This window comes from Chryseobacterium lineare, from assembly GCF_977014045.1.
This window is the reverse complement of the sequence record NZ_CDRNIQ010000001.1, coordinates 526,205-541,782: the sequence shown is the minus strand read 5'-3', so window position 1 is coordinate 541,782 and position 15,578 is coordinate 526,205. Positions and strand designations below refer to the sequence as shown.

General features: G+C 35.1%; 13 protein-coding genes. 10 read left to right on the top strand and 3 right to left on the bottom strand.

Annotated elements, in window-relative coordinates; all coding sequences use genetic code 11:
- The first annotated feature begins 12 nt into the window (after positions 1–12).
- Positions 13–2,043: a recombinase gene (locus tag ACWNCI_RS02315; protein WP_449387031.1), complete on the top strand. Its 2,031-nt coding sequence runs from the start codon at positions 13–15 to the stop codon at positions 2,041–2,043.
- Here the strand turns inward: ACWNCI_RS02315 and ACWNCI_RS02310 are convergent.
- From ACWNCI_RS02310 to ACWNCI_RS02300, 3 genes are read right to left on the bottom strand one after another with little or no spacing between them, the layout of a single operon-like run.
- The gene (locus ACWNCI_RS02310) at positions 2,021–2,317 is read right to left on the bottom strand and encodes a hypothetical protein (protein ID WP_449387030.1); all 297 of its coding nucleotides are present in this window, start codon (positions 2,315–2,317) and stop codon (positions 2,021–2,023) included. The genes ACWNCI_RS02315 and ACWNCI_RS02310 overlap by 23 nt on opposite strands.
- Before the next feature lie 48 nt (positions 2,318–2,365).
- Positions 2,366–3,445, bottom strand: coding sequence for a DNA replication/repair protein RecF (gene recF, locus ACWNCI_RS02305; protein WP_449387029.1), 1,080 nt, complete (start codon positions 3,443–3,445; stop codon positions 2,366–2,368).
- Positions 3,446–3,448: 3 nt separating this feature from the next.
- Positions 3,449–4,204 carry a hypothetical protein gene (locus ACWNCI_RS02300; protein ID WP_449387028.1) on the bottom strand — a complete coding sequence of 252 codons (756 nt, stop codon included), beginning with the start codon at positions 4,202–4,204 and terminating at the stop codon, positions 3,449–3,451.
- Between the two features lie 19 nt (positions 4,205–4,223).
- Between ACWNCI_RS02300 and ACWNCI_RS02295 the strand changes: the two genes are divergently transcribed.
- From ACWNCI_RS02295 to ACWNCI_RS02255, 9 genes are all read left to right on the top strand, one after another.
- Positions 4,224–10,094 (top strand): alpha-2-macroglobulin family protein, encoded by a 5,871-nt coding sequence (locus ACWNCI_RS02295; protein WP_449387027.1) that lies wholly within the window; start codon positions 4,224–4,226, stop codon positions 10,092–10,094.
- Between the two features lie 157 nt (positions 10,095–10,251).
- A complete protein-coding gene (locus ACWNCI_RS02290) occupies positions 10,252–10,707 on the top strand; it encodes a DinB family protein (protein ID WP_449387026.1) in 456 nt (151 codons plus the stop codon).
- Positions 10,708–10,772: 65 nt separating this feature from the next.
- A complete protein-coding gene (locus tag ACWNCI_RS02285; RefSeq protein WP_449387025.1) occupies positions 10,773–11,144 on the top strand; it encodes a VOC family protein in 372 nt (123 codons plus the stop codon).
- A 25-nt stretch (positions 11,145–11,169) separates the two neighbouring features.
- Positions 11,170–11,619, top strand: coding sequence for a VOC family protein (locus ACWNCI_RS02280; protein ID WP_449387024.1), 450 nt, complete (start codon positions 11,170–11,172; stop codon positions 11,617–11,619).
- Positions 11,620–11,771: 152 nt separating this feature from the next.
- Complete coding sequence (locus tag ACWNCI_RS02275) at positions 11,772–12,446, top strand: DUF2490 domain-containing protein (protein WP_449387023.1); 675 nt, start codon at positions 11,772–11,774, stop codon at positions 12,444–12,446.
- Between the two features lie 161 nt (positions 12,447–12,607).
- Entirely contained in the window at positions 12,608–13,123 is a 516-nt protein-coding gene (locus ACWNCI_RS02270; protein ID WP_449387022.1) for a DUF2975 domain-containing protein, read from the top strand.
- A gap of 1 nt (position 13,124) precedes the next feature.
- The gene (locus ACWNCI_RS02265; RefSeq protein WP_346985715.1) at positions 13,125–13,331 is read left to right on the top strand and encodes a helix-turn-helix domain-containing protein; all 207 of its coding nucleotides are present in this window, start codon (positions 13,125–13,127) and stop codon (positions 13,329–13,331) included.
- Positions 13,332–13,452: 121 nt separating this feature from the next.
- Entirely contained in the window at positions 13,453–14,325 is an 873-nt protein-coding gene (locus ACWNCI_RS02260; protein WP_449387021.1) for an ABC transporter ATP-binding protein, read from the top strand.
- Between the two features lie 2 nt (positions 14,326–14,327).
- Complete coding sequence (locus ACWNCI_RS02255) at positions 14,328–15,557, top strand: hypothetical protein (RefSeq protein ID WP_449387020.1); 1,230 nt, start codon at positions 14,328–14,330, stop codon at positions 15,555–15,557.
- The last annotated feature ends 21 nt before the right edge of the window (positions 15,558–15,578 follow it).

Here is a 15,578-nt window from a genome sequence, read left to right as displayed (position 1 = left end):
ATCTTTGTACTAATGAAACTCTTTAATTCCAGCACAAATTTTGAGTCTGTTCTTAAGAAATATTTTTCTTTTAAGAATCAGACGCATTCTCTGGAACCCTTTGCGGAATTTCTGGAGAGTATTAAAAATGCGGATTTCACAGATGTTCTTAACTTTTTCAGAAGTAATATTCAGATTTCTGAAAACTTCAGAAAGTATATTCATCATATTTTCAGCAACAAAACATTTAATCTTTCTGTAACGGAAGCGAATATTCTGTCGGAAAACGCATTTATTCCTGAGTTGAAAAAGCGTATTCTGAATAAGATACTTCCTCCGGTCGTTAATGAGCAAACGATCTGGTATATGATCGATAATGTGAGCTTTACACCGAAAAAAGACCTTAAATTTCTCCAGAATCTCCCTGAAAATGAAATTGATGAACTCTTTATTATTCTGGGTATATCCGATTTTATTGTAAGACCTGAAGTAAAAAAAGAACTTCTTTTCTCCATGAATATCCTTTCATGGCGTGTTACCGGTTCCGCGATGGAAGTTGAGGTTGTAAGGATGGCTCCCCAGTACCGTAATTTTGACAATCCTTTCCTTGCTTTACAGAACGAGCTTGAAGAGCTTGCTGCAGAATTTGAAAAAAATCCCGAGCTTCAGCTGAATTCCAAAGACAGCAGGTACAAGCAGATTAAAATTTATATCGAGCAATGTCTTGAGTTTGTTAATATTTCATTTAAAAACTCTTCAAAATACGGAATTTCAGGAAAAATTAACCAGTCTTTACTAAAGATCCGTCAGCAGATTCAGAGAATTTACGAAACCGTTCAGCTTTTAGTTATTGACGGAGAAAAAGATGTTTTAATCAATTCCAAGCAATTGGTATTTAATATTTTAAGCTATAAATCTCACAGAAATAATATTTCAGAGCTGATTAACGACAGCACAAGGCTGATCTCACATCTTATCACCAATCATACTGCAGAAACCGGTGCGCATTATATCACCTCAACGCGTAAGGAATATATGACGATGTTCTATAAAGCCAGCGGTGGTGGAATAATCGTTGGTGCTTTATGTGTTTTAAAAATGCTGTATGGTTATGTACCGGGAAGTGATTTTTCGCATGCATTTTTATATTCCATGAATTATGCGATGGGTTTTGTGATGATTTATCTGATGGGCTTTACGCTGGCAACAAAACAACCGGCTATGACGGCCGCAACGATGACGAAAGTTTTGTCAGAAGAAGGAAATATTAAAAGCGACAGTAAAGAATTTGCGCATTTGGTTTCAAAACTCTTTAGAAGTCAGTTTATTGCGTTTGTAGGAAATGTACTTTTATCTTTTCCCATTGCTTTAATTATCATTTATGGTCTGGATGTTTTCTTTTCACAAAACCTTGCCGTTGAAAGATCGGATAAATTACTCATGGATCTTGATCCGTTTAAGTCTAAAGCTATTTTACATGCTTGTATTGCAGGTTTTTACCTTTTTATTTCAGGGATTATTTCAGGGAATATTGGAAACAATTCCGTGTTTTATCAAATTCCTGAAAGAATATCTAAAAATCTCTCCATAAGAAGACTTTTTGGGAAAAATTTCGCGAAAGGGCTTTCAAAATATTATGCTAAAAACTGGCCGGGAATTGTTTCAAATTTCTGGTTTGGTGTTTTTCTGGGTGCAACCGCTCCTGTCGGTTTATTTTTAGGGCTTGATCTTGATATCAGGCACATCACTTTCGCAGCTGGAAATTTCGCTTTAGGATTGTATGGAAAAGATTTTTCAATCGATACTTATACGTTCTGTATTTCCCTGGTTACAGTCTTTCTGATCGGATTTTTCAACTTTGCCGTGAGTTTTAGTCTTTCCATGTTTTTGGCCTTCAGATCGAGAAAACTGAATTTTGGACAGGTAAGTGAAATTTATAAAGGAATTTTTAAATATTTTTTAAAGAATCCGTTGAGGTTTTTTATTCCTTTACGATCCGGTCTGGACAAAAAGACTGATGATCTTATGAACAGTACGATTCCTACAAAATCTGAAGATCATTAAATTTATCAGCCCCGAATTTATCTTTGAATTTTTTAAGATAGAAACTTTTACGCATCTGAAAATCGTGTTTTAAAATAGGAGAATTAATTTTTATAATAACTGTCTGATCTTCAATATTCACGCTCTTGATTTCACAGAAAAGGCTTTCATCAAGATATTCTTCTAGAAAATCCTTGATTTCAAAGGCGATGAGTTTATGTTCAAAACCATAAATTCTTGCGAAAGATTTTACAAGCTCTGATGACTGATATTCTCGTTTTTTATTTCTTTTCATGATGAATAGAGCTTAACTTTAAGATTTTTATTGACTTTCAGGAACGGATTATAATTCAAAAATAATACTTTCTTCATTGATTTTTTTGACAACACTTTCCGTACGTTCCTTGTGGGTATCTGTAATGAAAATCTGTCCGAAATTTTCCTGATTTACCAGCTCAATCAGCTGGGAAACCCTGTTGTCATCAAGCTTGTCGAAAATATCATCCAGAAGAAGAATCGGTGTTTTCTTTGTTAATTCCTTTACCAGGCTCATCTGCGCAAGTTTTAGAGAAATAAGGAAAGATTTTTGCTGTCCCTGAGAACCAACCTTTTTGATCAGAACAGAATTCATCTCAAAAAGAAGATCATCTTTGTGAATACCTTTTGAAGTATAAGTAAGCATTCTGTCACGTTCAATACTTTCTTTCAGCAGATTTTCAAAAGAATTTTCCAACAAATGTGATTCGTAAATGACAGAGACATTTTCCATGCCTCCGGAAATAATCTTGTAAAAACTCTGAACAATCGGGTTTAGTTTTTCTACGAAATCTCTTCTTTTAATAAATATTTTCGTCCCTAATTTTGTAATAGGATCATCATAAATTTCCAATGAATCTTTGTCCCAAACTCTGTTTTTGGCAAAATATTTTAATAATGCATTTCTTTGCTGAACCACTTTCTGGTACTGAATGAGATCAAAAAGATATTCCGAATCCGTCTGTGAAATCATGGCATCCAGAAATTTTCTCCTGCTCTCTCCGGAATCTGAAATTAAATTAGAATCATAGGGAGAAATCATCACACTGGGAAGATAACCGATGTGATCTGCAAGTCTGTCGTAGCTTTTATCGTTCTTTTTAATGATTTTTTTCGCTTCTTTCGGCTGTGAAATTTTGATGATATCTTCACTCTCTTCATTCATGATTTCTGCATCGATCGTGAAAAAATCTTCATCATGCCGAATATTGTTGAGGTCAGTATTTCCCAAAAAACTTTTCCCGACCGACAGATAATGCAGGGCATCAAGAATATTGGTTTTTCCCACGCCGTTGTTTCCTACAAAACAATTGATCTGCGGGGAAAACTCAAATTTTTTCTCGGAATGGTTCTTGAAATTATACAGCGAAAGTTTCTTGATAATCATTCGTCAAAAATACTTCATTATTACTGAAAATAAAAAAGGAAGTGCAGAACAGGTTTCCACTCCAAATGAAAAATAGGCGTCATCTCTTTCATTTTCAGAAAAATAAATTAAAATATAAGTAATGATGCCTGAAAGAAAAAACGATAGAGAATAATTGAATGCGAGATACTGAGCAGCAAGTATATTGCTTAGGAAAATCAATACATAAGCGATATATTTTGTATTCTGAACTCCGATAATCGTCGGAAATGTTTTTACAGTATCGATTTTCATATCACGGATGTCAAAAGGCAGAACCAATGCGGTAATGAAAAAGAAACTGATCAGAAATATAGGAATACTGAATTCCGGCAATGTCAGCCAGCAATTTACCAAAGCCCAAACAAGTCCCACATAAAAGATCTTTAACAAAGGAATTTTACGGATATAAACATCCAGGAAAAAGCTGTTGTAGAGCAGTCCCAAAACGACAATTACGAGCCATTTTAAAAGCCTGATGCTGTTATGGTTATGGATGATAAGAAAAGCACAGACAATTCCTGCGATGGCATTAATAAGTAATATGACAGGGAAATGTCTGGTGTTCTGATATTTGGTATAAAGATACCCGCTAAAATAAGTAATAAAAATAAATACCACAGTAGGCCATCGGAACGTGTTTTGCTCTTGCATAAAGAATACTGCGAATAGAGTTCCCATTAAAGACACATACAATTGACTGTCTATAATGGTTTTTTTCAGTATTTTTAATAAATTCATTAGATCAAAAATAACATTTATGAAAAGATTATCCAAGGGTTTTATATTTTTCCTTCTGTTGTTGGGTTCAACGATGTTCTATGCACAGAAATATTACGATGAACAATGGAAAAAAATTGAAGAGAGTAGCAAAAAAGGAACCTTAAAATCCAATCTTCCTACTATTCTGGATATCCAAAATCACGCCATGAAAGATAACAATACCCTTCAACTTATTCGTTCCTTAAAAGCAGAATTCTCCATTGTAAACCAAACGAGAGAAGATGAACAGAATAATGCTGTGTCAAAGTTTTTCAGCAAACTGTCGGATATCGAAAAACAGTTGAAAGGTGAAGAAAAAATTATTTATAAAGTTTTAATAAATGGTTTTATTATCGATTATTACAGTCATAACAGCTGGAAAATCAATGGCAGGACAAATATAAATTCTCAGGATATTACGCAGATCGAAACCTGGAGCAAAATGGATTTTAAAAATTACATTACCAAAAGCTTTAAAGAACTTGATCAGCAGAAAACTGAAATGAAGAAGATTGAACTGGTACCTTATCAATCACTGTTTACCAATATTCTGTCAATTTCCTTTTTCCCGACACTGGCAGACTGGTATGCGCTCAAAAAAGTAGATTTCTTGTCCAATAACGGACTTTTTACTAAAAACGAATTGGCAGACAACCATAAACAGATTAATGACATTTTCAATGAATTAATTGCACAGAACAATGGTAACTCCAAGTTATATTTTATGCATCAGAAATTGCAGGAGAACTGTAACTACAATCAATGTAAAGATAAACTTCAGCAGCTCAATACTCTTTTGAATTCTGATACCAAAGGTGATTATAAAGTACTCATCATGGACGATATCATGAATGAATTACTGGCCAAAAAGCAGGAGAAAGAAGCACTCGAAATTGCCGCAAAAGCCAGATCCCAATATCCTCAATCGCCGTTTATCGAAAATATTAAAAATAAGGAAGAGCAGATCAAACTCATTTCTTTAAACATAAAATACGAACAGCAAACACAGAGCAATAAAGCTATTCATTTTGTTGCCGAATATAAAAATCTAAGCAATTTTTCTCTGAATATTTACAAAGTAACAGATGATCTTAAATCATTTTTACAGTATTCAAGAAATCCTTATCCTGAAATGTTTGAGAAAGTAAAAAAAGATCTCGTAAAAAAAGAAACGTATCAGCTTTCTGATCCTAAAGATTATCAGTTACACAAAACTTCTCTCGAAATAAAACCGCTTCCATCAGGAATTTATGTGGCAGAATATATAGTAAATGACGGAACCAACGACAAAAATCAGAATTTTTATTTCTTTGTGTCTGATCACAAAATCATTTATAAAAATAAAATCGACGGAAATTTTTCTGCTAACGAACTGAAATTAGTCAGCAGCGAAAACGGTGAGCCAATATCCAATGAAAGTCTTGCGTTTTATGAATTTTCCGGAAATTCTGTTTTAAATAAGACTACCGGCAAAACTGATGGCAACGGGGTTTTCAGGTTTCCTTCTTCTTCAAATAAAGAATATTACAGAGTATTCCTGATTCAACAGCCAAAAACGAATGATTTTCAAATCATGCAAGTCTATGGAAATAATTATAATGATGAATTTGATATTGATGATGAATTACATACAAAGACTCAGATTTTCACGGACAGAGCCATTTACAGACCGGGGCAGACTGTTTACTTTAAAGTTATCAATACAAAAATCAATAAAGATGTAGAGTCTGTAGACGCAGGATTAAAGCAAAAAATTACTTTAGGTGATGCCAATGGTAAAGAAGTCTCATCTCAAAACTTTACGACCAATGAGTTTGGTTCCTATCATGGAAGTTTTGTACTTCCTAAAGGCAAACTGAATGGTGAGTTTTATTTGAGCACCGATGGTGAAACGCCTGTATTCAAAGGATTCAGTGTAGAAGAATATAAAAGACCAAAGTTTGAAGTAAGTTTCGAACCTGTAAAAGACGAATATAAATACGGCCAGACTATTGAGCTGAAAGGTAAGGCAACAACCTTTTCAGGAATTGCTTTAAACAATACGAAAGTGAATTATGAAATTAAAAAACGTAATATTCGCTGGAGATATTTTTGGTGGTATCCACAGGGGAATGATAACGAGAATTCTATTCTTGGAGAAACTAAGACTAATGAAAAAGGTGAATTTGTCATCCTCCTGGAACTAAAAAAAGATGAACAGCTGGAAGGAATTCAGATTGATAATTATGAAATCAATGCTTCCGTTACCGATATTAATGGTGAGACACAGTCTGCAGAAACGCAGTTGAAAGTCGCTTCAGTATCTCATTACATCAAAGCAGATGAAATAAAAGATATTTTTTCTGACGAAAATGTGAAATTAAAGGTTGAAACCAAGAATTATAATGAGCAGAATTTAAAAAAATCTTATCAGGTAAAACTTTTAAAACTTCAGGCTCCGGACAGGATTTTCAGGAGTAATTTTAAAGATGCAGTACAGAATCTTCCGTCATTTTCAAAAGAAGAATTTATCAGAAAATTCCCTCATGATCTTTTTGATAAAAATGATCAACCTGAGAATTGGAAATCAACATTAGTTTTTGAAAAAATACAACAACCGTCAACTGGCAACCAAACTCCAACAACCGATCTTGATTTAGGTAAATTGGATGCCGGTGATTACCAGCTTGAATTATACAATATCGAAGGAAGAGATACCATTAAAACGTCCCAGTATTTCAGTGTTTGGGATAAAAATAGCCTGAAAGCCAACCAGAAAACATTCCTTACCACTTTACAGCCAAAAACAGAATTTTCAAGAGGAGAAAAAGCTAAAATTTATGTGTACTCTGCGGTTCCGAATGCTTTGGTAAACATCTATATTCAGGATGGTTCCGGGAAAACCGTTTACGATATTCAGAAAATTAAAAACGGCAAACTGGAATATGCTGTTGATATTCCTAAAGATAAAGCTGTATCGGCAGTTAATATTCAATTCCAGGTTGTGGCGTACAATGATGTTCAGACGGCAACGGTAAATTTAAAAATTAAAGACTCCGAACAGCCGTTAAAAATTGAGACTACAACTTTCAGAGACAAACTTGAGCCTAACGTAAAAGAAAAATGGTCGGTGAAAGTTTCAGGAAGTGATAAAGAAAAAATCAATGCTGAGGTGCTGGCCAATATGTATGATATGTCGCTGGATCAGTTTGCGGTCAATAGTTTTACATGGGAAAAATTGTACAGACCTTATTCTTTGGTGACCATGTATGATTTCAGAGACAATCTTTTAACGAAATATTATCAACAGAGAATAAAATTCTTCAACGGAAATTATGTGGAAGTTCCTCAGTTTAACTGGTTCGACAGAAATGGTTTGATGGTATTACAGGGAAGAGCATCCGGAGTTAATATTAGAGGAGTTGCCAGTCCTGCGCCGCCCGACAGTGCAATTAGTCAAAATGTTGAAGAAGTTCTAATGATTGGTGGCTATGCTAAAAAGAGAGAAGTTGCTGCTACAGCTTCGGAAGTTATTGCTGATGATAAAGTCTTAGATAAAGAAGATTTAGAAAAAGTTTCCGTTCGCCAAAATCTTAACGAAACAGCATTCTTTTATCCTGACCTGAAAACCGATGCTGAAGGAAATGTTAATTTTGAATTTACTTCTCCTGAAGCCTTAACCAAATGGAAACTGATGTTCCTTGCTCACACCAAAGATGCCAGAGCAGCGGTGTTGGAAAAAGAGGTCATCACGCAGAAAGAATTTTCCGTAACGCCGAATTATCCTAGATTTTTGAGAGAAGGGGATGAATTAAATTTACAGTCGAAACTTTCGAATTTAACGAATAAAAAGCTGAATGGTTCAGCAATATTGCAGATTCTGGATGCGTTTACCAATGAAGAAATATCTTCAAAATTCGGAGTAAGCACTGCTCCTCAGAATTTTGAAATTGGCGAAAATGGAAATTCTGCATTAACCTGGAAATTAAAAGTTCCTGAAAATGTTTCTTCTGTCATCATCAAAGTTATCGCTAAAGCAGGAGCATATTCCGATGGAGAACAGCAGGCCATTGCCGTTCTTCCGAACAGAATGCTGGTTACCGATGCGGTGCCGGTTTTTGTAAAAGAAGGCGAAACCAAAACATTTGAACTTGAAAATCTCAAAAATGCAAATTCAAACACGATTTCGAATATTTCCAATACACTGGAACTGACGACCAATCCGATTTGGGAAATTATGTTTGCTCTTCCGAGCCTTAAAAATGATCCCAATAATTCTGCGGATGTAATCTTTAACAAATGGTTTGCCGATGTTTTGGCATCAGAGGTTTTTAAAGCCAATCCAAAGATGAAAACCGTATTTGAAGAGTATCAGAATAAAGGTTTACTGAATTCAAATCTTGAAAAAAATCAGGAACTGAAACAATTGTTATTGGATGAGACACCGTGGGTGCTGGAAAGTAATAACGAACAGGAACAAATGCAAAAGCTCGCATTACTTTTTGATGTCAATACGATGAAAAATTCTATCAGTCAGGATTGGGAAGAACTCAAAAAACTTCAGAATCCGGATGGTGGTTTCTCATGGTATCAGGGATATCCGAGTTCTTACTCAACATCATTGTACATCCTGAAAAACTTAGGCAAAATCAATGTATGGTTAAAAGATCAGGCTAAAGAGTATCAAAATGCAACGCAAAAAGAACTGGTGAAAAATCTAATTACTTATGTTGATAATGAGATCAATACCTATTATGATGCAAAAACACAAGATGTCTGGACCAACTGGGCACTCGACTATCTGGATGCCAGAAATTATTGGGAGAAAGAATATCCTTTAAAAGGTAACGCGGCTACTTTAAAATCTTTGGTAAAGCAAAAAGCAAAAACGGCAAAGCTTACTGATTTCACATTCTTCGGGCTTCACCGTGCGGCATTATTGATGAATGATTATGGGCTGAAAGATGTTTCAGATAAGCTGATGAGATATTTAAAAGAAACCTCTGTAGAAACCAAAACTCAGGGAGCTTACTGGAAACAGAATCTTGATGGCTGGGGCTGGTTCAGTTCCAAAGTGGTAAACCAGGCCGGTGCGTTGGAAGCGTTTAACAGATTGCAGCCCAATGATCAGAAATTCATTGAAGAAATGAAAATCTGGCTGATTACCCAAAAAGAAGTTAATTCGTGGGGCAGTTCAAGAGGAACGGCAGAAGTAATTTTTACCATTTTAAATTCCGGAAAGTCCTGGACGTCTGCAGAAAGCGATAAAGCAAAAATTGTTTGGGGCGGAAAAGAATTAAAACCTGAAACTCAGGCCACAGGATATGTAAAATCAACTGTAAAATCAGATATTTTGAATAAAAATCTTGCTCAGGTTACTGTTTCAAAACCTGGTCCGGGAATTGTGCAGGGTGGATTGTTCTGGCAGTACTACGAAGATCTGGATAAAATAAAATCCTCTGAAAATTATATTTCCGTAACCAAAGAACTTTACAGAAAAATAAAAACAGTGAACGGTGAAGAATTACAGAAGATATCTCCGGAAACTCCATTAAAAGTTGGAGATAAAGTAACCGTAAGAATGGTTCTGAATACGGATCGTCCGATGGAATTTATCCATATCAAAGACATGAGAGCGGCAGGATTTGAGCCTGTAGATGTATTATCTGGTTACCAATGGAAAAATAGTCTGGGATATTACCAGTCAACCAAAGATGCGTCCACGAATTTTTACATTCAGTATCTGCCGAAAGGAAAATATGTGTTTGAATATGATTATTTGGCCAATGCTTCAGGAAAATTCTCAAACGGAATTACAACCATTCAGAATTATTATGCGCCGCAAATGAATGCGCATACTAAAGGAACTGAAGTGCAGATTTCGGAATAATTTCAAATAAATTTTTCACTAACCTAAAATACCCTTGAAACCCTGATTTTCAAGGGTATTTTTTATAAATCAAATAAACGGTAATATTCTTTTTTATAAATGGTTTAAAAAATAATCTGAAAAACTGATATATTTGTTTTTAACATTTTACTAAACTATGGAAAACGTTTTTGATGCCAAAGTAGCTCAGAATTATATTGACAGAATCAACAAGCTAACCCCGGAGACACAGCCGCAATGGGGAAAAATGACCGTTGATCAGATGCTGGCGCACTGCTCCGTATCGTATGAAATGGTTTATGAACCCGAGAAACATAAAAAGCCCGGAAGCATTGCCAAATTTATCCTGAAAACATTTTTAAAACCTAAAGTTACCGGAGAGAAATCTTATCCGAAAAACAGTCCTACCGCACCACAGTTTATTATTACAGAAAGAAAGAATTTCGAGGAAGAAAAGAAAAGACTGATCGGCTTTATACAGAAAACACAACAGCTTGGAGCATCGGCTTTCGATGGTAAAGAATCTTTTTCTTTCGGAAAACTAAAGGCTCAGGAATGGAGTAATATGTTTGCCAAACACCTGAATCATCACCTGGCACAATTTGGCGTTTAAAAATTTTTGTGTCTACCGATATTTCAAAAGTCGTTTTTAAATAATAATTAAAAGATAAAATACAAGTGGAACTAGGAGCTTTCTCAATAAGTTTAAGCGTAAAGGATCTTCAGAAATCCAAAGCGTTTTATGAAAAATTAGGATTCAGTCATATGGCGGGGGAAATGGATCATAATTATCTTATCATGAAAAACGGAGATCATATTATCGGACTTTTTCAGGCGATGTTTGATGGTAATATGCTTACTTTTAATCCCGGCTGGGACCAGAATGCTCAGAATCTTGACAGTTTTGATGACGTTCGGGATATCCAGAAACATCTGAAAGAACAGGGCGTTGAGCTTCAGAAAGAAGCCGATGAAAATACTTCCGGGCCGGAGCATATTTACCTTAAAGATCCCGACGGAAATATGATTCTTATAGATCAGCACAGATAGATTTAACAATAAAAATAACACAATTATGGCAACAGTAAATGTTTACTTAACATTCAATGGAAACTGCAGGCAGGCTTTTGAATTTTACAAATCAGTTTTCGGAGGAGAATTTCCCTACATCGGAACTTTTGGAGAAATGCCTCCAATGGAGGGCAAAGAAACTCCCGAAGAAGACAAAGACAAGATCATGCACGTCACTCTTCCAATCTCTAAAGAAACTGTCCTGATGGGTAGTGATACAGGCGGTGAGTGGGCCTCTCACTTCAAGGAAGGAAATAATTTCTCAGTTTCTATTAACGCAGAATCTAAAGAAGAAGCTGATAAATTATTTAATGGCCTTTCCGAAGGCGGAAACATTACGATGCCAATGGCTGATACTTTCTGGGGAGCCTATTTCGGGATGTTCAGCGATAAATTCGGGATTAACTGGATGGTGAATTATGATGATCCTGCAAAAGCACAGCAGCATCCTTAGTACAGTTCATATAAAAATACAAGCCGGCCATAAACAGCCGGTTTTTTTTATGGGATAAAATCAGGTTTGTTATTATAAATATTTTCCCTATTATTGATAATCAGCATTGATTTTAATAATTTAATAGATTTTAATAATAAATATAAAACGGTATGAAAGTTATAAAAGCATTTGCAGTAAGCGTTTTTATTTTAGGAACTTCGATGGTACAGGCTCAAAAAAACGATCTGGGCGCTTGGTATATGTATTTTGGAAACAATAAGATCAGTAAAAAACTAAACTGGCATAATGAAATTCAATATAGAAATTTTGATGCAGTAGGTGATCTTGAACAACTTCTTATCCGTACGGGAATTGGATATGACCTTACGGAAAACAATAATAATATTTTACTAGGGTATGGATTTATTTTAAGTCAGCCTTATCTTAATGGCGAAAAGACTGAAAATATTGAACACCGCATATTTCAACAGTATATTACAAAACAAAAATTCGGACGTTTCAATATTCAGCATCGGTATCGTCTGGAAGAGAGATTTCTGGAAGATGATTTCAGGATGAGGTTCAGGTACTTTTTAGGATTTAATATTCCGATCAATAATAAAGAACTTACGCCGAAAACTTTTTATGCATCGGCTTACAATGAAATTTTCCTGCACTTTGACAGTCCGGTTTTCGACAGAAACAGAGTTTATGGGGCTTTGGGATATGTAATCAACAAGAACATGAGGATTGAGGCGGGTTATATGAATCAACTCCAGGAAAATAAAAACCGCGGACAGATTCAGATAGGATTTTACAACAATATTCCTTTTACGAAAAACTGAAATTAGAACTTTATAGAAATTTTATGAAATAGTGATAAATCTGATTGTTAATGCATTAATCATAAACCTTCAATAGACATCAACTAAAAATATTTTTTAATTAATTAATGTTTTACGATAATTAATTATATATTTGCATTAACAAATTAATTAATTACCCTATGAATCAGAGTAAAAATATTTCAAAAATACTGTATTACCTGTGCATTGTATTGTCCGCAGGCTATCTCCTTACGTTTCTCTATTCGGTATTTTGCCTGTTGACCGGTTTTTCCGTAATGCCTTACAAAGAAGATCTATACCTGCATATTAATTATCCATTTACAGAGCAACCATTTCTCAACATCGAAAATAATTATTCTTATATCGTCCTGTCTTTTTTGATGGTTCTCTTAACTTACGGAATCTTTTTCTGGTTGTCGGCAAAGGTGTTTAAGGTCTTCTTTCAGTCAAAATTATTTACCGAAGAAAACATCGTACACCTCAAAAGATTTTATAGCTACAACATTTTCTTCCCTTTACCAATAGTCATTATAGCAAGTTTTTTTGTAGAAGTGGAAAGTTTCATTTGGGGGCTGGTCTTTATCCATTTCATGCTGGGAATTTTCTGTTTCTTCCTTGCTAATATTTTTAAACAGGGCCTACATTTACAAAACGAACAAGATCTATTTATATAAAATGCCAATCATCATCAACTTAGACGTCATGCTTGCCAAACGAAAAATGCAGAGTAAAGAATTGGCAGACAAAATAGGAATTAGTAATGTGAATCTTTCTGTTCTTAAAACAGGAAAAGCTAAAGGCGTGCGTTTCGATACGCTGGAAGCAATCTGCAAAGCTTTGGAATGCCAACCCGGGGATATTCTTGAGTATAAAGAAGAATAATTAAAACAAATCAAAAGCTTCGTGACCTTTAGTCAATTAAGCTTTATCATCAACACTTTTACGAACAATTTGAAAAGCAATGGAAACGTTGCCAGGAATTCTATGACCTAAAATCAATCCTATGAATACTTTAACAATTAACAATCTAAGCCTCACCTACAAAAATGGTTTTCAAGCTATTAAAGACATTTCTTTAAAAATAGAAAACGGAATGTTCGGTTTATTAGGGCCCAATGGTGCAGGAAAATCATCATTAATGAAAACCATAGTTGGACTGCAGAAACCAAGTTCGGGAGCAATAATCTTCAACGGAGCAGATGTTTCCAAAAATCCGGATCATATCAAACAAAATCTAGGATTTCTTCCTCAGGATTTTGGCGTTTATCCCAAAGTTTCTGCGTATGATCTTTTACAGCACATTGCTTTATTAAAAGGGATCAGTAACAATACAGAGAGGAATAACCAAATTTTAAGTCTGTTGGAGAAAGTCAATCTTTCTGATTTTAAAAACAAGGAAGTCCATACATTTTCCGGTGGAATGCGGCAGCGTTTTGGTATTGCTCAGGCATTGCTGGGAAACCCTAAGATCATTATTGTTGACGAACCGACCGCCGGACTGGATCCCGAGGAACGAAACCGTTTCAATTCTTTACTCAGCGAGATCAGCAATGATGTGATCGTAATCCTTTCTACGCATTTGGTTGAAGATGTCCGGAATCTGTGTTCAAAAGTAGCCATTATCAATCAGGGAAAGCTTCTCGCAAAGGGAAATCCAAACGAATTGATTGCAGGTTTGGAAAATAAGATCTGGTCAAAACCCATCGAAAAAGATCAGCTGGAAAATTATCAATCCAACTACAGGATCATCAGCCAGCAATTGATCGAAAGAGAATTGTATATCACTGCCTTCTCAGAACAGTCGCTTGCTGATTTTACATCAGTACATCCTTTGTTGGAACACGTCTATTTCAACACACTTACCCAAAACTCATAGTTATGAATACTTTATTTTTATTTGAGGTCAAACGTACAATCAAGCGTTGGCCTGCATATCTTATTGTCTTAATTCTACTATTGATCGGTATTTTCTGTGGAAACCGGTTCAATCTTACGGTTGGGGAAGGAATTTATTTAAATTCCCCTTACACTACAGGTTTTATGACAGGCTTACTGAGTTTGGTCATCATTTTTTTTGCGATAATTTTTGCCATTCAGGTGCTTTTTAAAGATTGGGATTCGAAATTTGATATTCTTATTTTCTCATATCCGTTTTCAAAACGAATGTATCTGCAGGGGAAGTTTCTTACTTTTTTTGTGCAGACTTTTTTGAGTTTCGGATTTTTGATGATCGGATTTATAATTGGACAAAATCTAAGAACGGGAAGTGAAATTCAACACTCTTTTCATTTTTGGTATTACCTCTACCCTCTTTTAATTTTTGGAGGAATCAATTGCATTGTAGTCTGCAGCTTTTTGTTTTTCATTTCATTTACTACAAAGAAAAAACTTCTGGTTGTTGTCGGCGGACTGTTTCTTTATGTTCTTTACATGGTCATCCTTGTGTTTTCCAATTCTCCTTTTATGGCAGGAAGTTTACCACAATCCCTGGAAACACAGCAATTATCTGCATTAATCGATCCTTTCGGGATTTCATCCTATTTTTTTGAAGCAAGAACATTATCGGCTCAGCAAAAGAATGGTTTAGTTGTACCATTTTCCGGATATTTATCGATCAACAGAATTGTTTTTCTTCTCATTTCAGCGTTATTCTTAGTGTTGACCTACAGGCTGTTTTCATTCTCTCCCCGTTCTCAAAACAAAAATAAAAGCAAGCGCAAAAAGCAGGGGGCAAGTGTTTCCTTTACTAAAAATTCAGAACCTTTTAGAACCGCTAGATCTGCTTTTGGATTTATTTCTGATATAAAATCCGTCTTGTCATTTGCAAAAATCGACCTCATTTACCTTTTTAAAAGCATCACCATTGCCGCCGTTTCTATTTTGCTCTTATTTTTTGTGGGAATGGAAATGTATGCCGAAATAGAAAAGGGAATTCGTCTTCCCCAGCAATATGCAAGCTCAGGATTGATGTCGACCACCATTTCGGAAAATTTTCATCTTTTTGGGATGCTGATCGCCATTTATTTTATTAACGACCTGTACTGGAGAAGCCATTCATCGGGGTTTTCACTGATTGAGAAAAGCACCTTTTTTCTAAAAATAAACTGAACGGTCATTTTCTGTCCATCA